At 63.6% G+C, this 22,798-nt stretch carries 25 protein-coding genes; 16 read left to right on the top strand and 9 right to left on the bottom strand.

The annotated features are described in order from the left end of the window. Position 1: 1 nt before the first annotated feature. Genes ACERI1_RS08110 through ACERI1_RS08120 form a run of 3 tightly spaced genes read left to right on the top strand, consistent with a single transcriptional unit; the run spans position 2 to position 2,061 of the window. Positions 2-796, top strand: coding sequence for an adenosylcobinamide amidohydrolase (locus tag ACERI1_RS08110; RefSeq protein WP_373617597.1), 795 nt, complete (start codon positions 2-4; stop codon positions 794-796). 26 nt (positions 797-822) lie between these two features. After that, complete coding sequence (locus ACERI1_RS08115; RefSeq protein ID WP_373617599.1) at positions 823-1,242, top strand: hypothetical protein; 420 nt, start codon at positions 823-825, stop codon at positions 1,240-1,242. Between the two features lie 57 nt (positions 1,243-1,299). Next, the gene (locus ACERI1_RS08120) at positions 1,300-2,061 is read left to right on the top strand and encodes a fumarylacetoacetate hydrolase family protein (RefSeq protein ID WP_373617600.1); all 762 of its coding nucleotides are present in this window, start codon (positions 1,300-1,302) and stop codon (positions 2,059-2,061) included. A 125-nt stretch (positions 2,062-2,186) separates the two neighbouring features. On the opposite strand, the gene ACERI1_RS08125 is transcribed toward ACERI1_RS08120, so the two are convergent. Continuing rightward, the gene (locus ACERI1_RS08125; protein WP_373617602.1) at positions 2,187-3,035 is read right to left on the bottom strand and encodes an arsenite methyltransferase; all 849 of its coding nucleotides are present in this window, start codon (positions 3,033-3,035) and stop codon (positions 2,187-2,189) included. Beyond that, on the bottom strand, positions 3,028-3,402 hold the full coding sequence (locus ACERI1_RS08130; protein ID WP_373617604.1) for an ArsR/SmtB family transcription factor: 375 nt from the start codon (positions 3,400-3,402) through the stop codon (positions 3,028-3,030). The genes ACERI1_RS08125 and ACERI1_RS08130 overlap by 8 nt, the downstream gene beginning before the upstream one ends. A 267-nt stretch (positions 3,403-3,669) precedes the next feature. Here ACERI1_RS08130 and ACERI1_RS08135 point away from each other — a divergent pair, with 267 nt between their 5' ends. The 3 genes from ACERI1_RS08135 (at position 3,670) to ACERI1_RS08145 (ending at position 6,749) form a co-directional block, all read left to right on the top strand. Continuing rightward, on the top strand, positions 3,670-4,182 hold the full coding sequence (locus ACERI1_RS08135) for a YkgJ family cysteine cluster protein (RefSeq protein WP_373617606.1): 513 nt from the start codon (positions 3,670-3,672) through the stop codon (positions 4,180-4,182). A 124-nt stretch (positions 4,183-4,306) separates the two neighbouring features. After that, the gene (locus ACERI1_RS08140) at positions 4,307-6,394 is read left to right on the top strand and encodes a hypothetical protein (protein WP_373617607.1); all 2,088 of its coding nucleotides are present in this window, start codon (positions 4,307-4,309) and stop codon (positions 6,392-6,394) included. Positions 6,395-6,464: 70 nt separating this feature from the next. Beyond that, complete coding sequence (locus ACERI1_RS08145; protein ID WP_074854731.1) at positions 6,465-6,749, top strand: translation initiation factor eIF-1A; 285 nt, start codon at positions 6,465-6,467, stop codon at positions 6,747-6,749. 493 nt (positions 6,750-7,242) lie between these two features. On the opposite strand, the gene ACERI1_RS08150 is transcribed toward ACERI1_RS08145, so the two are convergent. Beyond that, a complete protein-coding gene (locus ACERI1_RS08150) occupies positions 7,243-7,434 on the bottom strand; it encodes a hypothetical protein (RefSeq protein ID WP_130500489.1) in 192 nt (63 codons plus the stop codon). 195 nt (positions 7,435-7,629) lie between these two features. Between ACERI1_RS08150 and ACERI1_RS08155 the strand changes: the two genes are divergently transcribed. Further along, a complete protein-coding gene (locus tag ACERI1_RS08155) occupies positions 7,630-8,721 on the top strand; it encodes a TSUP family transporter (RefSeq protein WP_373617609.1) in 1,092 nt (363 codons plus the stop codon). A gap of 44 nt (positions 8,722-8,765) precedes the next feature. Here the strand turns inward: ACERI1_RS08155 and ACERI1_RS08160 are convergent, their stop codons facing one another. Then, complete coding sequence (locus ACERI1_RS08160) at positions 8,766-9,464, bottom strand: SDR family NAD(P)-dependent oxidoreductase (RefSeq protein ID WP_373617610.1); 699 nt, start codon at positions 9,462-9,464, stop codon at positions 8,766-8,768. 246 nt (positions 9,465-9,710) lie between these two features. On the opposite strand from ACERI1_RS08160, the gene ACERI1_RS08165 reads away from it, so the two are divergent. From ACERI1_RS08165 to ACERI1_RS08180, 4 genes are all read left to right on the top strand, one after another. Beyond that, a complete protein-coding gene (locus ACERI1_RS08165) occupies positions 9,711-11,207 on the top strand; it encodes a phytoene desaturase family protein (protein WP_373617612.1) in 1,497 nt (498 codons plus the stop codon). 82 nt (positions 11,208-11,289) lie between these two features. Beyond that, entirely contained in the window at positions 11,290-12,159 is an 870-nt protein-coding gene (locus ACERI1_RS08170) for a prenyltransferase (RefSeq protein WP_373617614.1), read from the top strand. After that, positions 12,152-13,084, top strand: a complete 933-nt coding sequence (cruF, locus tag ACERI1_RS08175; protein WP_373617616.1) for a bisanhydrobacterioruberin hydratase — start codon at positions 12,152-12,154, stop codon at positions 13,082-13,084. Before ACERI1_RS08170 ends, cruF begins: the two co-directional genes overlap by 8 nt. A 71-nt stretch (positions 13,085-13,155) precedes the next feature. Beyond that, the gene (locus tag ACERI1_RS08180) at positions 13,156-13,314 is read left to right on the top strand and encodes a hypothetical protein (protein ID WP_373617618.1); all 159 of its coding nucleotides are present in this window, start codon (positions 13,156-13,158) and stop codon (positions 13,312-13,314) included. Between the two features lie 18 nt (positions 13,315-13,332). Here ACERI1_RS08180 and ACERI1_RS08185 read toward each other — a convergent pair whose 3' ends face one another. From ACERI1_RS08185 to ACERI1_RS08195, 3 genes are all read right to left on the bottom strand, one after another. After that, on the bottom strand, positions 13,333-13,485 hold the full coding sequence (locus ACERI1_RS08185; RefSeq protein ID WP_373617619.1) for a hypothetical protein: 153 nt from the start codon (positions 13,483-13,485) through the stop codon (positions 13,333-13,335). 67 nt (positions 13,486-13,552) lie between these two features. Next, positions 13,553-14,503: a phytoene/squalene synthase family protein gene (locus tag ACERI1_RS08190; RefSeq protein ID WP_373617620.1), complete on the bottom strand. Its 951-nt coding sequence runs from the start codon at positions 14,501-14,503 to the stop codon at positions 13,553-13,555. A 228-nt stretch (positions 14,504-14,731) separates the two neighbouring features. Then, positions 14,732-16,330, bottom strand: coding sequence for a bacterio-opsin activator domain-containing protein (locus ACERI1_RS08195; RefSeq protein ID WP_373617621.1), 1,599 nt, complete (start codon positions 16,328-16,330; stop codon positions 14,732-14,734). Between the two features lie 846 nt (positions 16,331-17,176). Between ACERI1_RS08195 and msrB the strand changes: the two genes are divergently transcribed. From msrB to ACERI1_RS08220, 5 genes are all read left to right on the top strand, one after another. Continuing rightward, positions 17,177-17,575, top strand: coding sequence for a peptide-methionine (R)-S-oxide reductase MsrB (gene msrB / locus ACERI1_RS08200; RefSeq protein ID WP_373617622.1), 399 nt, complete (start codon positions 17,177-17,179; stop codon positions 17,573-17,575). A gap of 141 nt (positions 17,576-17,716) precedes the next feature. Then, on the top strand, positions 17,717-17,938 hold the full coding sequence (locus ACERI1_RS08205; RefSeq protein ID WP_373617623.1) for a DUF2196 domain-containing protein: 222 nt from the start codon (positions 17,717-17,719) through the stop codon (positions 17,936-17,938). A 133-nt stretch (positions 17,939-18,071) separates the two neighbouring features. After that, complete coding sequence (locus ACERI1_RS08210; RefSeq protein ID WP_373617624.1) at positions 18,072-18,245, top strand: hypothetical protein; 174 nt, start codon at positions 18,072-18,074, stop codon at positions 18,243-18,245. Positions 18,246-18,407: 162 nt separating this feature from the next. Beyond that, the gene (locus tag ACERI1_RS08215; protein WP_373617625.1) at positions 18,408-21,368 is read left to right on the top strand and encodes a bacterio-opsin activator domain-containing protein; all 2,961 of its coding nucleotides are present in this window, start codon (positions 18,408-18,410) and stop codon (positions 21,366-21,368) included. 117 nt (positions 21,369-21,485) lie between these two features. Further along, the gene (locus ACERI1_RS08220; protein ID WP_373618152.1) at positions 21,486-21,626 is read left to right on the top strand and encodes a rubrerythrin-like domain-containing protein; all 141 of its coding nucleotides are present in this window, start codon (positions 21,486-21,488) and stop codon (positions 21,624-21,626) included. 23 nt (positions 21,627-21,649) lie between these two features. Here ACERI1_RS08220 and ACERI1_RS08225 read toward each other — a convergent pair whose 3' ends face one another. After that, positions 21,650-22,279, bottom strand: coding sequence for a phosphoribosyltransferase (locus tag ACERI1_RS08225; protein ID WP_373617626.1), 630 nt, complete (start codon positions 22,277-22,279; stop codon positions 21,650-21,652). Positions 22,280-22,347: 68 nt separating this feature from the next. Then, positions 22,348-22,779, bottom strand: a complete 432-nt coding sequence (locus tag ACERI1_RS08230; RefSeq protein WP_373617627.1) for a universal stress protein — start codon at positions 22,777-22,779, stop codon at positions 22,348-22,350. Between the last annotated feature and the right edge of the window lie 19 nt (positions 22,780-22,798).

The raw sequence follows: 22,798 nt of genomic DNA on the forward strand, positions 1-22,798 counted from the left end.
GATGACTGACACCGAGCAAGCCTACAGTGCGATCCGACGGGATGGCGTCCTGCAGGTCAGCCGACCGGAGACGGAGTGGCTGTCGACCGGCTGGAACGGCGGTCGCTGTACGGCAGACTGTGTGTACAATGTCTCGGTCCCCGAGGACTGGGAACGAACCGATCTCGGCGCGTACGTCGACGAACGCCTCGAGCGCGCGGGGTTCGACCCGACCGCCGCTGACGCGACCGGGCCGGCACTGCTGACCGGCGTCGACATCGGCGATGCTTGCGGTGCGCGCTGTGGCCCCGTCACGGCCTACGCGACAGCCGGGGTGTCGAACCCTGCCGCGTTGCCGATAGAGCCCGAGACCAGTCTCGATGCGGACGGGACCATGGGTGAGGCAGTCGAGACCGACCTCGAGCCGGGCCGCGGCACCGTCAACGTCATCGTCGGAACGACGCGGGCGCTGGCACCCGGTGCGCTGGCGAACCTGATCGCGGTCGCGGCGGAGGCGAAAGCGACGACGTTGCTCGCCGAAACCGGGTTTCCGGGGACGACCACGGACGCGGTCGTCGTCGGTCATGACCCGTCCGGCCCGCCGGCGGAGTTTTCGGGCAGCGGGACCGAGGTCGGCGCGGCAACCCGTGCCTGCGTCCGGGACGCGCTTCGGGAAGCGCTGCGTGTCCATTATACGGACAGCGACGTCACCTGTCCTGACTCGGTTTCGGACGCAGTCTACGGCGTGTCGACTGATACTCGAGCCGAGGTCTTCCACCCACCAGCCGCGGACGAAGCTATCGAACCGGAATCTTAACCCACCGCAACACCTATCCGTATCCGATGGCAGGAGACGACGATCCGACAGCGATCCGCTCGCTCGCGTTGTCGCCGGCAGACGCCGCTGACGCCTACGTTTACAGTCAGGAAAACCCCGGCGAGGCCGTCCTCCGAGCGACGCCGCCGTTTCACGGTCGGATGCGCGCCCGCATCCACGTCTACCACGTCGACGACACCGAACTGACCGGCGCGGTCCACGTCTCACCCGCCGACCTCATCGCAGACGACGTCGTCGCCGACTATCCCGACCTCGAGTCGGCACTTCCCGAGGCAGACGACCCGGACGTCGCCGACGAACTCCGCGAGCGCCACGCCGAGGCCGTCGACGAGTGGCAAGAGCAGGCTCGCGAGTCGATCGTCGACAACGTCACGCTCGAGACGCCCGACGGCCCCCACCGCGTCGCGGTCAAATCGCTTGGGTAGGGATCGAGCCAAAGCCAAACCGATATCACTAATTTTCCGGACTCGAGAGCGCCGACAATGAAACTCGCGCGGATCGCGACGGACGATGGACCGGTCGCCGGACGATACGAGGACGGTGTCGTGCACACGGACGATGGCGTCTACGAGGTCGGAACGGACGCTGACTTCCTGCCACCTTGCGAGCCGTCGGCGTTGTACTGTGTCGGACGAAACTTCGCGGCGACGATCGACCAGATGGAGTACGAACGGCCCGACGAACCCGACTTCTTCATCAAGCCGCCGGCGTCGCTCGTCGGCCACGAGGACCCGATTCCCTATCCTGCGTTCAGCGACGAGGTGACCTACGCCGGCGAGCTCGCGGCCGTGATCGACGAACCCTGTCGGAATCTCTCCGAAGACGAGGTGCCGGAGGTCGTCCGCGGCTACACGATCATGAACGATATGGACGCGCTCGACCAGGGTGGGCGAACGCCCCGCAAGGCCTTCGATGCCTCCGGCCCACTCGGCCCGTGGATCGAGACCGCCGTCGATCCGACCGCGATCGACATGTACACCGACGTCGCCGGCGAGCGCCGCCAGGAAGCCAACACCGAACTAATGTTGTTCGACCCCTACGAGATCATCTCGCACCTCTCGCGGCGCGTCACCTTCCGCCCCGGCGACGTGGTTTCGTTCGGCAGTCCAGCGAATCCCGGCCTCGTCGAACCCGGCGACACCGTCGAGATCACCTACGAGGGCGTCGGCACGCTCCGGAATACCGTCGTCGACTCGAGCGATCGGGAGAAATTGGCGCTCGAGGGCGAGACGGTTCGTTCGTAGCGTCTCGATCAGACGACAGTTGGGTACGTTCTGGCTGATTTGCTATTCGCTGTGGATAATACCTGCCCGCTCGTTCGCTTTGCATCGCCTTGCAGCCACCGGGTCTACGACCTGGCTCACGGAGCTCAGTGGTTCGGTTTCTTTCCTTCGATGGTCGCAGAGACGATGTAGTCACTGACATCCCGTTCATCGTCCCAGTCGCGGATGAACGCCTCACTCTCTTCTTGTGGGTCGATCGAGATTGCAGTGAAGCCCACCTCGTCCAGTATCGATTCGACCTCGGAGATCGGTGACGCGCCTGCGACACACCCGGCTACGGAAGCTGGATCCTGCTGGACCGCTTCCGGGAACTGTGTGGTTTGCACGACGTCAGAGATAGCGAGCCGTCCCCCTGGTCGAAGCACACGAAACGCTTCGCTGAACACTTGTGACTTGTCCGGCGAGAGGTTCACGACACAGTTCGACAGAATCACGTCAACGGATTCATCAGCGACTGGGAGGTGTTCGATCTCACCGAGTCGAAACTCCACGTTCGTCGCGTCGTTCTTTGTGATGTTCTCACGGGCCTTCTCGATCATCTCCGGCGTCATATCGACCCCGATGACTTGACCGTCCAGACCGACTTCTCGAGCGGCGAGGAAACAATCGAACCCCGCTCCGGAGCCGAGATCGAGAACGGTCGCGCCGTCTTCGAGACTCGTAATCGCGGTCGGGTTGCCACAGTCGAGGCCCAAGTTTGCACCGGATTCGACGGCATCGAGTTCCTCGTCGGCGTAGCCGAGCAGGCGTGACTGATCATCGTACTCTGCTCTGTCAGAGCTGCGATCGCTACAGCAGGAACTCGCTCCCGTATCGCCACAACAGGACGATGAACTGGTGGCGATCTCGCCGTATCGGTCTCGCACGATACGCCGCTGTTCCGCTGCGCTCAGCTCGTCGGTGTCGACTTCTGTCGACGATGTCTCATTAGTCATTGGTAATCGTTCTCGTTTCATCGAGCACATCTAGCAGTCGTTCGGCGCGTGCTGTCGCACTGTAGTATCGCCATCGACCGTCCTTGCGCCGCGTGACGAGTCCTGCGGCATACAACCGTGAGAGGGCCTGACTGACCGCTCCCTGACTGACACCAAGGGCGGGCTCCAATTCACAGCCGCAGGCACCGTTATCAGCCGCCGCGATAATCTGAAGTGCCTCGTATCTGGTCTCGTTCCCGATCGCAGCGAGCGTCTGGATGTCAGCCGCCAGTTCCTGTTCGGACAGGGAGTGGCCAGCGTCACCACAGCAGGACGGCTGCTGAGACGAAGATTGAGTCGAGTCACCGTTCGATCTCTGCCCCACCATTTTAGCAACTACTAATATTAGCTCGAGCTAATATACCTGTTGCGGTCACGCGCTGTTGTATCGATTGCTTGCCTGTCTCGAGCGTGACCGCGGAATCGGTGACTCTCGGCTGTGAGTCCATACTCGCGATCCCCCGTTGATTCGTGCTGAGCGATCCGCCGGAGAGCAGAGCGAGCGTAGAGTTTCGTTCGATGACAGGCTGGTCGAGAGCACAACCCGAAACGACGGGTAGAAAGGCACTTGACGCCGACTGCCCATCCACGACACGTGAGCGCTGACGCCCCGCGACGCGTCGAAGTCTACCCCGACCGCGAAGTCGTCGTCGAGTTCGATCCGGACCTCACCTTCGAGTGCGTCGACGACTGCACGTGGTGTTGTCACCACGGCGTGTTGCTGTACGATCGGGACCTCCTCGAGTTAGCCCAGCGAGCAAATCTCGCCGAGACCACGACGGAGTTCCGCGGCGAGAAGTTCGTCACCCGCGAAGGCAAAGACCGCGACGCCCACGTCGCCGAAGACGGCTCAGCCTGTGCGTTCCTGCGGAAGGATGGCCTCTGTTCGCTGCATCTCGAGGAAGACTGGAAACCAACCCGGTGTTCGGTCTTTCCGCTCGGCGTCTGGCTCGAGGACGGCGACCTCCACGTCGACATCCGGGATTCGGCCCACGACCACTGTGAGGGCTTGAACGTCAGCGAGCGGCGGGTTATCGACAATCTCGAGGCCTTTTTGCCGGAGTTGCTGTGGGACCTCGAGAACCCCGATTCGGATCGCGAACTGTAGGTGCGTCGGGAGCGATCAGACTACAGAAGCTTATTGAGAAAATAGTTCCACACAGCGGTATGGTTAGCACAGGTGTCGTCGTGTGCATCTCGACGGTTGGATTACAGAAGGAGGATGACAACTCGTGACCGACGACATCGAGTTCGACGTGGATCGTCGGACTGTCCTCGGCACACTCGCCGGCATCGGTGGGACCGCGCTGGCCGGTTGTTCGGCACTCGAACGCGAGCGAGACGGCCAGACGAGCCAAGTCGACGGTGAACGGGCTCGAGAGCTGGCGACGAAATTTGCCCCGACGCTGTACTTCGACGCGAACGAACCGTGGTTTCCGACGGACCCACGGCCCTACACCAGCGAGCGCGACGGTGAGACAGCCGTCACCGGGTTCGATGCCCTCAACGGGTACCACGAGCGATACAGCGACGGCGACCCACCGAAGCCGACGGTGTTCTACAACGCCGTCGAATACGAGGACTCGCCACTCGCCGTGGTCCAGTTCTGGTTCTATTCGGTGTTCGACCAATTCACGACCAACTTCCACTGGCACGACTGGGAAGTGCTGCACGTCTTCGTCGACACGGAGACCGGTGAGCCACAACTGTACGTCGCCAGCTCTCATTCCCGGTCGGTGCCGAACAACGAGTTCCTGGATCCGGACCCGACGATGGTGCCGCGCATCCTCTCGGAGCTCGGCTCACACTCGAGTACGCTCTCGGTCAACGACGTCCCGGATCGCTTCCAGCGGGTTGCCATCGAGGACTTGCTGGCGGACATCACGAACACGGCGATCGAGGGTATCGCGGACCTCGCGGACCTCGAGATCCCGCTCGCGTACGGACTGCCGCGAGACGAGGGGTCACGGCTCCCCTACCTCGTCCCGGAGTACGAGGGCGTCCCGATATACGAGCACAAACGCCTGCCTGCTGTCTCCCGTGAGTCGCTGATCGACGACGACCTGACGGTCCGATCGTACGACGCGCTGACGTCGCCGCCGACGGATCTGCCGACGCGCGAGACGGGGCTCGTCTTCCGACACCGCGAGCGCGAGGCCGACGCCGACGTCGAGTACGACCTCGTGCCGAGCAGCGAAATCGAACATATCGCGGCCTTCACCGGGCCGCAGTTGAGCTTCGAGTTCACCGTCCCCGACGTGGTCGAGGACGCCGTCGCCGGCCACATCACGACGACAGGGACGCCGTGGACCCAGCCCCGCTACGGCAATCCGGCGGCTGACATCTCCGTTCCCAACCACCGGACGGAACTGGCCGACCGCTACGATGCGATCGGCGAGGCGGCACCGATAAACAGCGTGATCGCTCGCGTCACGGAGGCGGTCACAACTGACGACGCGCCGGAGAACGAGGGACTGACCACCACGGAAACGACAGTCGAGTCGGTCATCCTACTGGAGAGCGATCCCGAGGCCGTCCCGACGTTCGGTGGCGTCGCGGTCGTACAAGACGTTCCGGCCGGCGAGCACCGACTGACAGTCAATGGTGCGGGCCGCGCGCCACACAGCGAACACGTCGCTGTTTCGGACGACAGAACACCGACGGCAGCCGGCGTCGGCGGCGAGATTCCGCTGGTCGCCCGCGATCGCGCGACGAAGCTCGAGATCGGCGGCGAAAAGACTGCGACCGATCTCTCGACGGTCGCCGTCGAAGACGATTTCGCCGGTCGGCTGTACGAGTCGTCGGTAGACGGGAACGACGCCGTCTACGTCCACTCTGGCGGGGCCTACACGACAGAGGTTCGAGACAGCGACGACGCCATCGGCGCCTACCGGATCAACCCGACTCCTGGGGCCGAGTCAGCGGTCCGTATCGAACGCCCAGAGACGGGCAAAGCACAGCTCGCGACGTTCGTGGCGGACATCGCCGACGAGACGCGGGAAGAGATTGCGGCGCTGAGCAATGACCGTGACCGAGACGGTGGTTCGTCGAACGCCGTCGAGGGACTCGAGCGCGCCCTCGCAGCCGTTGTCGAGGCCGCACGAAGGGCTGCCGAGCGGGCACGCAATAGCGAGCGAGACACTGCCAACAAGCAGCTTACCACCGTTTCTGAGCGCCTCCAGCGGGTCGAGCAGCGTCTCACTGAGGCACGTAGTGACTTGTCGGAGCCCCTCTCGAACGCGACGCAAAACCGGATGGCGCAAGCTGATCGACGCACTGAACAGGCCCGCAACGCCGAAAAGCTCTCTTCCGACAAGTGAACGACCGCAGTGCGAGTCACGATACCATGACTCTCCAATCCTTTAAACGTCTGCCCCACGTAGATAAGCTGTGACAGAAGACTCCGGGCGACGGAACCTCCGTATGCCCAACAACGATGAAGTATTCGCCGTCGTCACCGAACACCTCGGTGGCAATCACGTCCAGCTCCGCTGTGAGGACGGCAAGGAGCGACTCGGCCGCATTCCCGGGCGCATGAAATACCGCACCTGGATCGAGCAAGACGACATCGTCGTCGCCGAGCCCTGGGACTGGCAAGACGAAAAGGCCACCATCGAGTGGCGCTACACCGGCCAGGACGCAGATCAACTGCGTCGTGAAGGCCATATCGATTGAACCTCGGTAGCGGATCCGCTTCCTACTAGATTTCTGCGTCGTGATCGATTACCCGGAGCGACTGCGTTCGCTCACACAGTCTGATCACTAACTGATACAGTCTGCTATCACTGCTTACCGGCGCACGGCGCACCCGCAGGACGGGTCGCGGGTGCGCCGGAAGTGACTGATAGGAGTCCGTATGAGAGGACTGCAAAATGGCCGCTCGACGCGCTCGAGGACTAACAGAAGTATACCCAGTAGGTATGGCCGTTCGAGCACGTGACCGTGGTATATTCGCCGAACGCTGCGACTGAGTGCCGTACTTTCAGTTCCGTCTCCTCACTGGGGAGTGAAACGCTCGTTTCGTCCCCGCAGTGCGGGCAGGTGACTGCTTCCGTTGCGACTGTTTGCATCTTCGACAACCATGGTACCATACGGCATAGCGAAGCATAACCGTTGGTAGCGATCGAGCAGACAGTCACAAACGCGGTCCGAAAACCGTGCGCGGTCGTTACTCCCGACTGCCGAGGCGCGCGTCGAGGCGCATCTCGACGTAGCGGTCTGCCCACGTCTCGCTGTGTGTCCGAAGCGCCTCGAGTACGGTCGCGATGAGTCCGTCCGTCGGGGCGTGGTCGACTGCGTCAGCGCCGTCATCTATCGCAGACTGCTCACCCGGTTTGCGGGGCCCTTCTGGAAAACTCATTGTGATAGTAAATACCATAGCCGACCCTATAAATATTGAGGATACGCCGACTGCGCCGGCAGACCTGCACGCGCCGGCCAGGAGCGTTACTGTCCGCCAGTAGTCACCCCATATACACCATACGAACGGTTCACAGGGCGGAAAGAGACGAAAATACTCTTATTTCACCCCTCCAAAGGCAGCGCTCACGGCTCAATGACAGCCTCATCATCGGCTTCGCGGATTCAGAAGGCGTTCCTGAAGTATCAGCACGTGTTCGTGTTCCTCGCGCCACTGGCGTTCGTCGTCGGCGTTTACTTCTTCGCGCCCACGCCAGCGGACGCCGGAACCGGCTACTGGCTCGAGTACTGGTGGCTGTTCATCGCGTTCGTCACCGGCGCGACGATCGTCAACACCGTTGGGATCAGCGGCTCCGCGCTGTTCGTCCCCTTCCTCATCTTCATCTTCCCACTGGTTGCGTATCCCTTAGAGCCGAACACGCTGGTGAAAATCGGGCTCATCAGCGAGTCCTTTGGGCTCTCGAGTTCCGCGCTCGCGTTCATCCAGTACGGCCTGGTCGACCGGCGACTCGGCGCGACGCTCGTTCTCGGCGGGGTTCCGTTCGTCGTCGGCGGTGCGTTGCTCTCGTTCGTTATCCCCGAGCCGTTGTTCCACGCGCTGCTCGGGATCGCACTCCTCGCGGCGTCGTATCTCCTGTTCCGGGCGAACCTCGGCCACGAGGAACCCGGCGGCGGCTCCGGCGGCGAGACGGTCGCGGCCGACGGCGGCACCGCAAGCGAACTCCCCAACGACGCGAACAAACTCGGCCCGGCGGGCGTCGAAACGGACGACGCCGGGACGGTGACCCGTGTCGACCGTGACGGCAACGACTACACGTACTCACGGTCGGGATATCTCGAGCGCTTCGCTAACTACAGCGTCGGCGGCGTCTTTCAGGGGCTGGCCGGCTTCGGGATCGGCGAACTCGGCATCATCTCGATGCTCCGGACGGAGGTGCCCGTCCGCGTCGCCATCGGGACCAATCACATCGTCGTCGCAACGACGGCCGTGCTGGCCTCGGTCGTCCACGTCTTCGGCGGCGGGCTGGTTCCCGGCGGCCACACGATGGACCTCGCGTCGACGCCCTGGAACATGGTCGTCTGGACGGTTCCCGCCACGACGCTGGGCGGTCAGATCGCACCTTACGTCTCGACCGCGCTGGATACGGGGACGATCAAGAAAGGCGTCGGCACCCTGTTCGCGATCATCGCCGTCGCGCTGTTCTTGATGGCCTTCGGCGGGTTCTGAGACGGCCGTATCAACGTCCAAGTCGTCGACCATTGCGATAACCCTTACCGGGTCGCCTTTTTCCACTCACCCAGTCCGACGACAGTGCCGTCTACCGCTTCGGGGTCGGCCTCGGTCGCCGCCCAGACGAACATCGTCGCGACGGACTCCGGATCGCGACCGTGCCCGCCGGTGAGCTCCGTCGCAACGACGCCGGGATCCAGACAGCCCACGACGTACTCGGTATCGGCGGCGAACCCGCGAACGACTGCCTCTGCCGTCGCCTTCGAGATAGCGTAGGAGCCGTAGCCCGCTGCCCCCTTTCTGGCGACCGAGCCCGTCGGAACGAGGACCCGTGCCCCGTCGTTTAAGTGCGGAACCGACTCGCTGATCGCCGCGTACACGCCGCGACCGTTCGTCCGCCAGTGATCGTCGAACGCGCCGTACGATTCGTCGTCGGTCGGCGTGTGACCGGCCTCGCCGTGATAGACGCCCGCTGCAGGCACGACAATGTCGATACCAGTCGTCTCACCTGCCCGCGAGGCGAGCTCGGCCAGCCGTTCCACGTCGTATTCATCGCGAACGTCGGTTCGACAGCCGTCTGCAGTCGCGCCCGTCGCCTCGAGTGCGTCGATAGTCGCCGCGACGTCGTCGGCGTCTCGAGCGCCGATGACGACGGTTGCCCCGTCGGCTGCAAATGCGTCGGCGACGGCGCGACCGATGCCACGCGTTCCGCCGGTTATGAGAGCTGTCATCCCGTCCATAGAGAGTCTACGTGTCCTACCTACAGGAACTCACCGGCCCAGTCATACAGACTCTGTCAGTCAGTGCCGTGGGACCACGACCGTCCTGCGGTCGGGCCGGGGACATCGGTACAGCAGGCCGTATCAGGTTCGATGGTCACGAACGACGCGGTTCAGGGTCATCGCTTCGACGCTCATCGATAACGGATCGGATTCCCTACTTATGTATGACACACGTTTAACACTGTTCGTATACTCCCTTCGGGCATGGAATCGCTGGCCGGCGTGTCGGTCGTCGTGATCGGAGGCGGAATCGGTGGGCTCTCGACGGCCTGTTATCTCGCCGATGCAGGGGCGGACGTGCGCGTCATCGAAAAGAACGAACAGGTGGGTGGCCGGGCGAGTCGCCTCGAGCGAGACGGGTTTCGGTTCGATATGGGTCCCTCGTGGTACCTGATGCCCGATGTCTTCGAGCGGTTTTTCGCCGACTTCGACCGGACGCCGAGTGACTACTACACCCTTACGCATCTCGATCCCCACTACCGGATCTTCTTCAAGGACGGGGATCAGGTCGATATCACGCCCGACCTCGAGCGGACGAAAACCGTCTTCGAGGAGTACGAGACGGGTGCAGGCGACGCGCTAGGGCGATATCTCGACAAATCCAGGGAAAATTACGAGGTCGGGATGAAACACTTCGTCTACAAGGATCGCGAACGTCTGCGGGACTACATCGACCTCGACGTGGCCCGACAGGCCCGTGGCCTCTCCCTGCTCGGGTCGATGCAGGGCCACGTCGAGGGCTACTTCGACCATCCGAAGCTTCAGCAGATCATGCAGTATACGCTGGTGTTTCTGGGTGGCTCGCCGACGAACACGCCGGCGCTCTACAATCTGATGAGTCACGTCGATTTCAACCTCGGCGTCTGGTACCCCGACGGCGGGATCGGCGCAGTCGTCGACGGGATCACCGACCTCGGTCGTGAGCTGGGTGTCGAGTATGAGACTGAGCGGCCAGCAACCGAGATCAAGGGCCGTACGGGCGGGTTCGAGGTCGAAACGCCAGTGGGACCAGTCCGAGCAGATCTGGTCGTGAGCAACACCGATTACGCCCACACCGAGCAGGAGCTGCTCACGCCCGAACGCCGCGGCTACGACGACGACTACTGGGACGAGCGGACCTACGCCCCATCCGCTTTCTTGCTCTATCTCGGCGTCGAGGGTGACGTCGACGAGTTGGCCCACCACACGCTCGTGTTGCCGACCGACTGGGATCAGCACTTCGAGCACATCTTCGATGACCCACGCTGGCCCGACGATCCCGCCTACTACCTGTGTGTCACGTCCGAGACCGACGACACCGTCGCACCAGACGGCCACAGCGCCCTGTTCGTCCTCGTGCCGATCGCGCCTGGCCTCGAGGACACGCCCGAGCTCCGCGAGCAGTACCGCGACATGATTCTCGAGGATATCGCCACGAACACCGGCACCGACCTGCGCGACCGGATCGTCCTCGAGGAGCGGTTCTGCATCGAGGACTTCGCAAACCGGTACAACAGCCACCAGGGGACGGCACTGGGACTGGCCCACACGCTCCGGCAGACGTCGCTGTTCAGACCGCCTCACCGCTCGAAGGAAGTCGACGGACTCTACTTCGTGGGTGGTGATACCACACCTGGGATCGGCGTTCCGATGTGTCTCATCAGCGGCGACCTGACCGCCGAGAAAGTGCTCGCAGATCACGGCGGCGGACTCGAGCCGTGATGGGGCCGGCGATCGGCGACTCGAGCACGCGGTCACGCGCTCGCGACGGACACACCGCGGACGCGAGACGGAGAGGCCACTGATGAGTTCGAACTCGAGGGCGGCCCGCGGCGGTATCGGTGCACACCTCTCGTACCTGCTGGTCCTCTCGCGACCGCGGTTCTGGCTGTATCTGGCGGGGCCAGTACTGGTGGGCGTGGCCTACGCCGCAACCACTGTCAGTGACCTGTTCGCCCCCGCACCGATCGTGTTGTTCGGCTACTTCCTCCTGCCGGCAAACGTCTTTCTCTACGGGATCAACGACGTCTACGACCGGGAGATCGACGCGGCGAATCCGAAAAAAGACGACCGGGAGGCACGCTATCGCGGCCAGCGATACGTGCCAGCCGTCGTCGGGCTCTGTGCGGCCCTTCCCTTGCTGTTCGTCCCGCTGTTGCCGACGGCGGCGATCCTCTGGCTGATCGCCTTTCTCGTCCTCGGGGCAGCCTACAGCGCCCCGCCAGCGCGATTCAAGACGACTCCGTTCGTGGACTCGCTCTCGAACGGACTCTACATTACACCGGGTGCGGCTGCCTACGCCGCCATTGCCGGGACCCAGCCACCCGCTCTTGCCGTCGGCGGCGGCTGGCTGTGGGCGATGGGGATGCACACGTTCTCGGCGATCCCCGACATCGAACCGGACCGCGAGACCGGCATTCGGACGACTGCGACGGTGCTAGGCGAGCGCCGGACGTACGCCTACTGTGGTGTGTGCTGGCTCGCAAGCGCAGCCGCCTTCGGCGCGCTCGACGTGCGACTTGGCGTGCTCATGCTCGGCTATCCAGCCCTCGTCGTCGCGATCGCCACGGCGAGCGTCGCTGTCGACCGGGCCTACTGGTGGTTTCCCGCGATCAACACCGTCGTCGGCGCAGCGCTGACGATGGGCGGCCTCTGGAGGGTGTTCTATGGATAGCGGCGAGTCGACCGGGTCGACCTCGAGTGCCAGAACGGATACGAGCACCAGCCGAACACCGTCGGTCCCCGACGGGAGCGCCGACGAGACGACGAGAACGGTTGCACAGCGGCGACTCGAGGCCCTCATCCGCGAAAACCGGTTTACGATCGCGGTCGTCTTCCCGGTCATCGGCGCGGTAACGCTGGTCGCGAGTGCAGAAGGGCTCTTGCCGCCGCTGCTGTCGTACAACCCGCTGTTGATCCTGTTCGGGACACTGGTGATGCGCTCGCCGCTGGTGGTGGCTCTGCTCCCCGAACTCGACCGCCGGGCGCTCGTCCCGCTTGTGGTCTTGACGGCGTATACGTACGCGATCGAACTCGTCGGCGTGCGGACGGGCTGGCCCTACGGGACCTTCGAGTACGGGATCAGCCTCGGGCCGATGGTCGGCGGGGAAGTGCCGCTTGCCCTGCCGCTGTTTTTTGTCCCGCTGGTTCTCAACGCCTATCTGCTCACCCTGTTGGCCCTCGACGAGTGGGCTGGCCGACTCGTCCCGCGTGCCTTCTCGGCGATCACTGCCGTCCTCGCCATCGATCTGGTGCTCGACCCCGCGGCCGTCGCCATCGGCTTCTGGTCGTATCTCCCGCCCGGCGGCTACTACGGCGTGCCGGCGTCGAACTACTGGGGCTGGCTCCTCTCGGGGGCCATCGCCGTCGTCCTCGTCGACCTCGCGTTCGACCGCGTGGCCGTTCGGGAGCGCGTCCGGACCTGCGAGTTCGCGTTGGACGATCTGGTGAGTTTCGTGCTGCTCTGGGGAACGATCAACGCACTCTACGGGCAGTGGCTGGCCGCCGGCGTCGCCGGGCTGTTCTGTCTCGTCCTCCTCCGGACCGATCGCTACGACATCTCGATACGGACGGCTGTGCGTCCGGGTGATCGAAACTGATGGAGCGGGGCCGAGCCCGAAACTGAGAGTGCCAGCAGGTGTCTTTTGCTCACGGATAGCTAACTGAGAGTATGGCGAGGAAGGCACCGGTCGAATGTCCGGTCTGTCGCGAACCGACAGACGCAAACGAACAACTCGAGGACCACCTCCTCGCGGCCCACACGAAACGAAAGTTAGCGACGTTTATTGTCGCTGAGGCTGCGCTGCTGGTCGACGGCGACGCCAAGTAGCGGTTGGTTGATCCGCCGTCAGAGAATCAGGTTCGAGAGGGGTTCGCCGAATAAGAGCAACAGGACGACAGCTACAGCCGTCACGGCGAGCCACGCGCCAAGACTGATCGCAACCGTTCGGGCCATCTGTCGTTCCTCGTCCATGAACTCGGAATTCTGTGTAACGGACATATGAGGACAGACCATCGGCAGAGATAACAAAACGAGTACCACCATACCGGGGGGTTTGATATTCCTGCTAGCGGGTCGGAACGCCGTCCCCGTGTTCAGGGCCGCGGTGGTCAGGCTCGCGCGAGGGGATCGCCGACACCCGCTGGAACACGGCCTCTGGATCACGGTTCCAGTGCCAGTGCCAGCGCGTCTTCGCGAGACACCACAGCTTTCGCGCCGTCGACAGCGACGGCTCCTGGGTGAGCACGTCGTACCCCTGAGCGCGGATGACCGTGTGATGCTCGGCGTAGAGGACGGCAGCCAACAGGACCGGCAGCTGGCAATCCTCGGGGAGATAGCGGATGCCGGCTACCCCTTCCCGGTAGAGCTCTTCGGTTCGCTGGAGTTCGGCAGCCATCGCCGATGCGAACGACTCGTCGAACTCGAGGCGTTCGATCTGTGCCGGCTCGACGTCGTGTTCCTGAAGCGTCTCCTGTGGGATGTAGATACGGTCCCGGTCGAGGACGTCCTCGCGGACGTCTCGCAGGAAGTTCGTCAGCTGGAAGGCCTCACCGAGTTTGATCGCGTGTGGCAGCGCGGTCGCCTCGTCGTCGGGCTCCATGATCGCGGTCATCATCACGCCGACAGCCGCAGCCGACCCTCGCATGTAGGACTCGAGGTCGGCGTAGGTCTCGTAGCGCGCCGTCTCGATGTCGGTGGCCATCGCGTCGATGAACTCGTTGATCTCCTCGTCGGTGATGCCGTACTCCGTCCGCAGCTCTTGGAAGGCCTCGAGAACCGGATCGTCGGGCGCGCGTTCGCCCAGCGCCTGGGCGCGAAGGGCCTCGAGCTTGGCGCGTTGCTCCTCGGGGGGGACGCCGTTGGCGTCGTCGACGACCTCATCAGCGATCCGGAAGAACGCGTAGAGGACGTGCGTAGCGTGTCGCACGCGCTCGGGGAGAAACCGCGTCGCGAGATAGAACGTCCTCCCGGTTCGTTTCTGTATCGCCTTGCCTGCGTTGATGTGTTCCTGTTGCATCCTCTGCCTCGTTGACCCTGACCGAGAGCGCCCGGATGTATCCGCTACGACATGTACATATAAAGTATCACTCCCTCACTATGTATACAGACACGAGAACCAACAGGAAGTCGGGTGGGGTACGGTCTGTTGGCAGTGGGTCCGTCTCATACGGTCTGCTGTCCCGATGTCCCGGTGTAACCGCAGGGCGGTCGCGGTCCCACCGGCACTGACTGACAGCAAACCGTATCAGTCGAACAGTTCTGCGAGCACTTTCCGCTGGGCGGCCCGCAGATGCTGGTGGAACGTCGACCGGGAGATGTCCATCGACGCTGCCAGTTCTTTTCCCGAGATGTCGCGGGGCCACTCGAAGTAGTTCGCGTAGTAAGCCTTGCGCAGCGCCATCAGTTGGCGGTCGGTCAGCGACGACTCGAGGCGTGCCGTCACGTCGTGTGGCGTCTGGGTGGGCTCGTCCCGTTCGTAGTAACTGAGGAGCTCGACCCGATCGTACCGGTGCTCGAGCAGGTCGTAGGCCGACCGAGCGGATCTCCCATCCGGAAGATCGACCGCAAGATCGGCGACGCCGTCGGTTGCGACCAGTTCACGAATCACCGCGCCGTGCTCGCTCAGCGCCGTCACGAGCCCATCCGTGGTGGCAACCTCGAGGAGCGTCCCGTCGTCGGTCGTCGAGAGGATCGTCACGTCGTGTGCGATCCCGGTCGCGTCGACCGCGTCGTCTTCGAGTGTGCGATCGACGTGGAGGACGACCAGCGGTGTGCCGTCGTCGGTTTCGGTCAGGCCGCGGTAGCTGACCGTGGCGTCGAACGTCGCCGACAGCGCCGTGACGAACAGCGAGGGGTCCTCGATCGCGACCTCGACGGAGATTACGGCCTCGGTCGTCAGCATTCGTCTGACCTCGAGTGCGTTCATCGCGGTCGCGACCGTTCCGGACAGCGACTCGAGGACGAGCAGTTCCCGCTCGTCGAAGGCGTCGGGTTCGTCAGCGAACACGACCAGCACGCCGTAGGTAACGTCGCCGTAGGTAAGCGGCAAGGCGGCGACCGACTGGAACTGGTCGCCAGCCCCCATCGGCCACAGTCGGTCGGCGGCGTCGTGGTCCGTGACGTCCGCGATCACCTGCGCCTCCTCGCGTTCGAGCGCCTGGACGGCGGGATGTACGCCGTCGGCGTCGAGGACGAGTTCGTCGTCCTCGAGCGGAACGTCGTCGTCGCTTGCCCACTCGCGGGGAGAAAGCCGGCGTTTCGTCACGTCGACGCGACCGATCCAGGCGAGCACGTAGGGGTCGGTTCCGGCGAGTCGGTGACAGACCTCGCGTTCGATCTCGGTTCGCGTCTCCGCACTGACGGCAGCGTCGGTGACCGTCCGGACGAGGCCATCGACGCGCTCGAGGACGTACTCGAGGGCCTGCCGTTCGTCACGTACCTGCTTGGCGTTTGCTTCGGCGGCGAGTTCGGCCAGCTTTCGCTCGGTGATCTCGAGGTGGACGAGCGAGGCCAGTCGCTGGTCGTCGTGGGAAAACCGGGTGACTCGCATCAGGAACCAGCGCTTTTCCTCGGGGGTATGACAGGGATACTCCATCGAAAACGAGTCTCGGTCGCCAGCGAGCACGGACTCGATCCCGTCGACTGCCTGCTGGGCGTAGTCGTCGTCTGCCGTCACGGCAGCCGCGAGATAGTTCGTGCCGACGTGTTCGTCGTTGCGCTCCGCGGTTTCGAACTCGCTCCATGACTCGTTCGTAAACTGAATCTCTCCTTCGTCGTCGATGATCGCGACGGTAATCGGGAGCGTGTCGAGCGCCGTTGTGGCGAGTTCGTGTCCGGGACCCATCACCACTCGATTCGACTGGAGTACCCTTAATCCAACTGGTATCTGCAGCGACGAGTCAGCCCGGCTGACGGTCCGTCGCGATCGAATTCGAGGGGCTAGCGGAAACATCGAGCAGTCACATCGTGATTGATAACTGAAATATTAAACAACCCTTTTATAATTGTTTGTGGACACTTCGCACGGAGATCGGGTACGGTGGGCGATAGCTCCCGGAGACGATGCGAGCGCTGGACCCGGATGCGGTCGGAAACCCGACAACACATCCGACAACGGGCGCTCGGTGGCGGTGGCCGATTCGACGAGGCGATCTCCGATCGATCCACGCGACCGGCCGGGCGCTTCGGTGGCGAGTGTCGTCGAAGTCGCCCCGACCCAGTAGTGCCGTCCACGCTCCACTCCCCTGTCATACTGTCGGCTGACACGGGACGGCTCACACCGATCGACCGCGAGACGCGATCGGGTGTGCACGGACCGCGATCCGACAGTCGCTTCGTGGCCGACATCGACTGCCGTCGATCACACGACCAATCGGAATCGGTGAGAGTCGTCGTTCAGTGAACCAACAACTATGACAGCCTCCGACATATGTCGGAACATGGCAAGCGAACTCTCAGCGCACGAACGGTCACGGTGCCGAAACTGTGGTTTCGAAGCGCCCGGCGGGGACGACGCATGGCGTCGAATCGAGGTCCCCAAACTGGGCCGCATGACACAGTGTCCTAACTGCGGGAGTACGGACATCATCACCAGTCGGTGACGACGCCATCGTGACTCGAGCGTGCCGTGACGGCACCCAGCGATCGGCTCGGAGACAGACTCTTGAGCCTCTCGGCCCTATCACTGACCATGAGTAACGAGGGCGACCACGCGACGAGCGACGAGGAGTGGCACAGCCGGCTGAGCGACGAGGAGTATCGGATCCTCCGCGAGGCGGGCACCGAGCCGCCGTTCAGCGGCGAGTACGTCGAGCATACCGACGACGGGACGTACGTCTGTGCCGGCTGTGGGGCCGAACTGTTCGACTCCGAAACGAAGTTCGAGTCGGGCTGTGGCTGGCCCAGCTTCTACGACACCGACGACGACCGGATCGAAACGCGACTCGACACCAGCCACGGGATGCGCCGCACCGAGGTCCTGTGTGCCTCCTGTGGCGGCCATCTCGGTCACGTCTTCGACGACGGCCCCGACCCGACCGGCAAGCGCTACTGTATCAACTCCGTCGCCCTCGAGTTCGACGAGGAGTGAGGCGGACGACTGCCAGTCAGTGCCGGTGTAACCGCGACCCGCACTGCGGACCCACCGGGACATCGGAACAGCAGACCGTATGAGACGATCGTCGCCATTGCAGGCAGTGTGCTTTTTTGCTGTCTCGCTGCAGGCCCGACTATGGCTACCGATCGTCCACGCGCCGACGAACTGCGACAGGGACTCACCGTCGAACTCGTACAGGACGACGAGGACCCACACGCCGAGGATACCGAACCGCTCACCGGCGAGATCGCGGTGGTCTACGGTGGAGATCCCGACGGACCACACGTCAAACTGAAAAGCGGTGTGGTCGGGCACGTCCAGTCGGTCGTCGCAGACGAGACCCCTCCGGGTACATAACGGTTCCGACTGTTACTTGATGCTGGTTATAACATCTCGATTTATACGAAATGAAGGTAATTTCTCCGGTGTTCAACCATCGATCGAGTGAGTTCCGGAACGTTCATCAGTGCCGTGGATATACGACCGAATAATGACGCCCGAAGCGACGTCGGCTGGACGGCAGGTGGATGCGTCGAGCGACATCGTAGCAGCGATCGACGAGATCGATGGTCGATCACACCTCGTCATCGCTGATATCGCTCGAGACGACGCCTGGGTTGCGATGTCCACGGACGGGACCGTGACCCTGGACGACTGTCGGTGATCCGCTTCGGTCGCAGTGAGAAGCCACGCGGTCGGCCCCCGATCGTACTCCGACTCCGGCGTCACCGGGGCCGGACTCGCTTTTTCGAATCGAGTGTCGAGTCGCAGCAATCGATTGCCTCGAGCGATGGGTTGTAGCCACAGGAGTCCCTATCGGTGACGAATGGCATCCGTACGGACGCTCGACGATGCCCGGCTCCTCGTCGCCGAGCCACCCGATTCGAACGTTCTCTCGCGTGCGCTCGCAGATGAGACACGCACAGTGACTGCCGTCTCGACCGTCGACGAAGCACTCGAGCGACTCGAGACCGAGTCTCTCGACTGTCTGCTGACTGCACAGTCGCTCGAGAACGAGGAGACCGGGCTCGAGCTCTGTGAGCGGGTTCGAAAGCGTACTCGTGACCTGCCGATCGTGTTCGCACCAGCCGACGGTGACGAAACGCTGGCCAGCGCGGCAGTCGCAGCAGATATCTCGGCGTACGTGCCTCGCTCGAGTGCGACCGATTCGGCGGTCGCGGACTGCCGAGTGGCGGTCGAGCAAACGCTCGCGGACGGACGCGAGCGCCGCCGGCTGCGAGACCGCACCCGCCAGTTCGACGCGATCTTCGCGGATCCGGAGACGTACGCGTGGGTGCTCGAGCCGGATGGCACCGTTCGGCGGGCCAACGAAGCCGCGCTTGCGGCGATCGATGCGACCGCGAGTGACGTTCGCGGCCAGCCGTTGTCGGCTCTTCAGTGGTGGCAGTCGATCGCAGACGGTGGGGCTGCGATCGACGACGCGGTCGAACAGGCGGCGACCGGAACGGTTGCCCACCGCGAACTGACACGGCATCGTGCTGACGGGACGGGGACCACTGGCCACGGTGAGGCCGATGCGATCGACGACCCGACCACGTTCGAAGTGACCGTCCGCCCGGTTCACGACGAGTCTGACAGCGTCGTCTCGCTGCTCGCGCGGGCGACCGACGTCACCGATCGCGCCCGCCTCGAGCACGAACTCCGCGAGTCCGAGAACCTCCATCGGGTGACGCTCAACAACATGACCGACACCGTCCTCATCACCGACGACGACGGGGCGTTTACCTACGTCTGTCCGAACGTCCACTTCATCTTCGGCTACACCGACGACGAGATCCACGAGATGGGGACGATCGACGACTTGCTGGGGCCGGACCTCTTCGACCGCGAGGAACTCAAGGCCGACGGCGTGCTGACGAACATCGAGTGTACGGCCACCGACAGGGCAGGCCGTGAGCACACGCTGCTGGTCAACGTCCGCAAGGTCTCGATTCAGGACGGGACGATCCTCTATAGCTGTCGCGACATCACGACGCGCAAGCGCCGCGAGGAGGCACTGACGGCGTTACACCGAACCACGCGAAAGCTGCTGTACGCCGAAACCGATCGCGAGATCGCCGAGGTCGTCGTCGACGACGCGATGGACGTGCTCGATCTCGAGGCCAGCGCCGCCTACCTGTTCGACACCGACGAAAACGTGTTACGGCCGGCTGCGTCCTTGCCAGGGATGGAGCGGATACACGGGCCGGTTCGCGACCACCGGGCGTCCGACGACAGCCTTCCCGGCCGCGTCTTCGTCAACGGGGAAACGCGGTTCTTCGCGGACGTTCACGATTCCTCGTTGCTCTCGAATCCCGAGACGGATCTGCGAAGCGCCGCGTACGTTCCCCTCGGCGACCACGGCGTCTTCGTGGCGGGATCGACCGAGCAGGGGACGTTCGACGACGTCTCCCGGGAGCTCACCGACCTGCTGGCGGCGACCGCGGAAGCGGCACTCGACCGGCTCGAGCGCGAACGAACGCTGCGCGAGCGTGATCGCGAACTCAAGCGGCAGAACCGACAGCTCACACGCTTCAACCGAATCAACGAGATCATCAGAGAACTCGATCAGGCACTGGTCCGGGCAGAAACCCGCGAGGAGATCGAACACGCCGTCTGCGATCGACTCACGACCGCCGACCGGTTCTCGTTCGCCTGGATCGGAACCGTCGAAGCCGGCGACCGCCTTGAGTCGCGGGCTCAAAGCGGCACGCTCGACGGACGCGAGTACGTAGACAGCATCTCGCTTGCACTTTCGGATGCGAGCGAACCAGCCGTCACCACGGCAACCGACCGTGAGACGACCGTCGTCTCGAACGTCGCCGATGGGCTCCGTGATGAACCGTGGCGGTCGACTGCCCTCACTTGCGGATACCAGTCCGTTATGAGTGTCCCGCTGGCCTACGACGAGTTCTCGTATGGCGTGTTGACCGTCTATGCGGATCAACCTGAAGCGTTCGACGACATGATCCAGGCCGTCCTCTCGGAACTCGGCGAGACGATCGCCGCCGCGATCGCGGCGGTCGAGCGCAAACACGCACTGCTGTCGGATGCGAGCACACGACTCGAGTTCGACGTGACTGACGAGACGTTTCTGTTCGCCCGGCTCGCCCAGCAGGCCGACTGTACCGTCTCGTTCGACGGCGGCGTTCGCCGGTACGACGACGGCGCGTCGGTGTTCGCGACGGTCGACGGTGCCTCGCCCGAGGCCGTCGCGGCTGTGGCCACAGAGCTCGTCGGCGTCGAGCGCGCACAGGTCATCAGCAGGGTGGGACGCGCGGGCGGCGACAGCGAGGCAGACACCCCCGACACTGATCGGGACGAAACTGGCGGGACGATCCGGCTGCAGCTCTCACGGCCCGTGTTCGCCCTCCAGCTCGCGGATCACGGCATCGTGTTTCGAGGGGTCGAGGCGACCCCCTCGAGCGTGCGGGTCGTCGTCGACGTGCCGAGCTCTGCTGACGTTCGGGAAAGTGTCGACATCGTCTCGAAGACGTTCGCGGACGCCGACCTCCGATCGAAGCGGACCGTCGAGCGGACGTCGCCGCGGGATTTCCGGTCGGCGCTACGCGACCGCCTCACCGACCGCCAGCTCGAGGTCGTCCAGGTCGCCTACTACGGCGGCTACTTCGAGTCACCACGTGACCAGTCGGGTAAAGACATCGCTGCGACCCTCGATATTTCTCCAGCAGCGTTCTACCGACATGTTCGGACCGCCCAGCGGAAGCTCTTCGATGTCGTTTTCAGCGAACTCGGCGTTCCGGCGGTGCCAGCCGATGGTGGTTGAATACTGAACCCCTAGTTCCCACCGACGCTAGATAGTTGACGGACAGGTTCATCCTAATATGCCTATTATTCCTAAATGCGACGACCACCAGAATCCGACTCATCCATCGTCTCTGCCATGAAAGACATCAAACTCGACCCCAAGACGGAATCGACCTACGAGTGTTTCGACTGCGGGACCGTCGTCCACGCAACTGCGCCCGATTCCTGTCCGAACTGCGGTGCGGAGATGCGGAATCGCCGAATGCCGGTCGAATAACCAGACTCGTTGTGAACGGTCCGTTAGCCGTCCCGATCGAGATACGCGATCGCTTCTTCGTCGGTTACCTGCCCGAAGTTCCGGTAGTACTGGCCGACAGCACGGAAATCCGCTGGCGTCTGCAAAGCGATCACCTCGTCGGTCTCCCGCTCGAGTTCGTCGACCGAGCGGGGTGAGCCGACGGGGACTGCCAGCCCGACCCAGTCTGCGCCGCTTTCCTGGACTTGCCGGAGGCAGGCCGTTGCGGTCGCCCCCGTCGCGACGCCGTCGTCGACGACTGCGACCCGCTTTCCCTCGAGATCCGGTAACCCCTCCGTCTCACGGTACCGGTCCGCCTTTTGGCGCGCGTTCTCCGCTTCTTCGGCCCGGACCTCCTCGAGATACTCCTCGGGGACGTCGACTCGGGCGATCAGATCGTCGTTGTACCAGACGCTGCCGTCGCTTGCGACCGCACCCAGAGCGAGTTCGGGGTTCGCTGGGGCACCCAGCTTGCGCGCGACGACGACGTCTAAGTCGGCGTCGAGTGCGTCTGCAACCGGGCGCGCGACGGGTAAGGCCCCGCGGGGAATCCCGAGGACGATGTCGATCTCGAGATCGCGGGCCTCGAGTTCCGCGGCGAGTCGTTCGCCAGCGTCAGTTCTGTCGTCGAACATGGTCTAGCAGCAACCTACGATCGCAACCCACTATGGGTTTGTGTCGCACACGTCGAGTGGTCGTGTGATTACTCCTCGTGAACGACGATCACCGTCATCGGTGCACGGCGGACGACCGTCTCGGAGACGCTGCCGAGCATCACCCGATCGACGCCGTGGCGACCGTGGCTGCCGATGACGATCTGTTCGAACGCCTCGTCGATGGCATAGTCGACGAGTTCCCGGGACGGCTTGCCAGTTTTGAGGACCGTCTCGAGCGCATGCCCTTCATCAGCCGCCGTTTCCGCGACCGATTCCAGTAGCGCTTCGCCGTGTGCCACTGCATCCTCGTAACCCGGCACTTTCGTCGTCGAATCGGAAAACGCCGTCCAATATCCCTCCGGCACCTGCACGACGTGAACTGCCGTGATTGCCGATTCGGGAAACTCCTCGAGTGCGTACGCAAGCGCTGCCTCGGCCTGCGGGGAGCCGTCGATCGCGACCAGCGTCTTCCGTCCCATGTCGAAACCTACCACTGGC

Source organism: Natrinema sp. HArc-T2, assembly GCF_041821085.1.
Lineage (GTDB): Archaea > Halobacteriota > Halobacteria > Halobacteriales > Natrialbaceae > Natrinema.

Bases quoted from the DNA above. Each gene is read 5' to 3' on its own strand.
- ACERI1_RS08110 (WP_373617597.1), top strand. From the start codon at position 2: ATGACTGACACCGAGCAAGCCTACAGTGCGATCCGACGGGATGGCGTC.
- ACERI1_RS08115 (WP_373617599.1), top strand. From the start codon at position 823: ATGGCAGGAGACGACGATCCGACAGCGATCCGCTCGCTCGCGTTGTCG.
- ACERI1_RS08120 (WP_373617600.1), top strand. From the start codon at position 1,300: ATGAAACTCGCGCGGATCGCGACGGACGATGGACCGGTCGCCGGACGA.
- ACERI1_RS08125 (WP_373617602.1), bottom strand. From the start codon at position 3,035: ATGACTAATGAGACATCGTCGACAGAAGTCGACACCGACGAGCTGAGC.
- ACERI1_RS08130 (WP_373617604.1), bottom strand. From the start codon at position 3,402: ATGGTGGGGCAGAGATCGAACGGTGACTCGACTCAATCTTCGTCTCAG.
- ACERI1_RS08150 (WP_130500489.1), bottom strand. From the start codon at position 7,434: ATGAGTTTTCCAGAAGGGCCCCGCAAACCGGGTGAGCAGTCTGCGATA.
- ACERI1_RS08155 (WP_373617609.1), top strand. From the start codon at position 7,630: ATGACAGCCTCATCATCGGCTTCGCGGATTCAGAAGGCGTTCCTGAAG.
- ACERI1_RS08160 (WP_373617610.1), bottom strand. From the start codon at position 9,464: ATGGACGGGATGACAGCTCTCATAACCGGCGGAACGCGTGGCATCGGT.
- ACERI1_RS08165 (WP_373617612.1), top strand. From the start codon at position 9,711: ATGGAATCGCTGGCCGGCGTGTCGGTCGTCGTGATCGGAGGCGGAATC.
- ACERI1_RS08170 (WP_373617614.1), top strand. From the start codon at position 11,290: ATGAGTTCGAACTCGAGGGCGGCCCGCGGCGGTATCGGTGCACACCTC.
- cruF (WP_373617616.1), top strand. From the start codon at position 12,152: ATGGATAGCGGCGAGTCGACCGGGTCGACCTCGAGTGCCAGAACGGAT.
- ACERI1_RS08180 (WP_373617618.1), top strand. From the start codon at position 13,156: ATGGCGAGGAAGGCACCGGTCGAATGTCCGGTCTGTCGCGAACCGACA.
- ACERI1_RS08185 (WP_373617619.1), bottom strand. From the start codon at position 13,485: ATGTCCGTTACACAGAATTCCGAGTTCATGGACGAGGAACGACAGATG.
- ACERI1_RS08190 (WP_373617620.1), bottom strand. From the start codon at position 14,503: ATGCAACAGGAACACATCAACGCAGGCAAGGCGATACAGAAACGAACC.
- ACERI1_RS08195 (WP_373617621.1), bottom strand. From the start codon at position 16,330: ATGGGTCCCGGACACGAACTCGCCACAACGGCGCTCGACACGCTCCCG.
- msrB (WP_373617622.1), top strand. From the start codon at position 17,177: ATGAGTAACGAGGGCGACCACGCGACGAGCGACGAGGAGTGGCACAGC.
- ACERI1_RS08205 (WP_373617623.1), top strand. From the start codon at position 17,717: ATGGCTACCGATCGTCCACGCGCCGACGAACTGCGACAGGGACTCACC.
- ACERI1_RS08210 (WP_373617624.1), top strand. From the start codon at position 18,072: ATGACGCCCGAAGCGACGTCGGCTGGACGGCAGGTGGATGCGTCGAGC.
- ACERI1_RS08215 (WP_373617625.1), top strand. From the start codon at position 18,408: ATGGCATCCGTACGGACGCTCGACGATGCCCGGCTCCTCGTCGCCGAG.
- ACERI1_RS08220 (WP_373618152.1), top strand. From the start codon at position 21,486: ATGAAAGACATCAAACTCGACCCCAAGACGGAATCGACCTACGAGTGT.
- ACERI1_RS08225 (WP_373617626.1), bottom strand. From the start codon at position 22,279: ATGTTCGACGACAGAACTGACGCTGGCGAACGACTCGCCGCGGAACTC.
- ACERI1_RS08230 (WP_373617627.1), bottom strand. From the start codon at position 22,779: ATGGGACGGAAGACGCTGGTCGCGATCGACGGCTCCCCGCAGGCCGAG.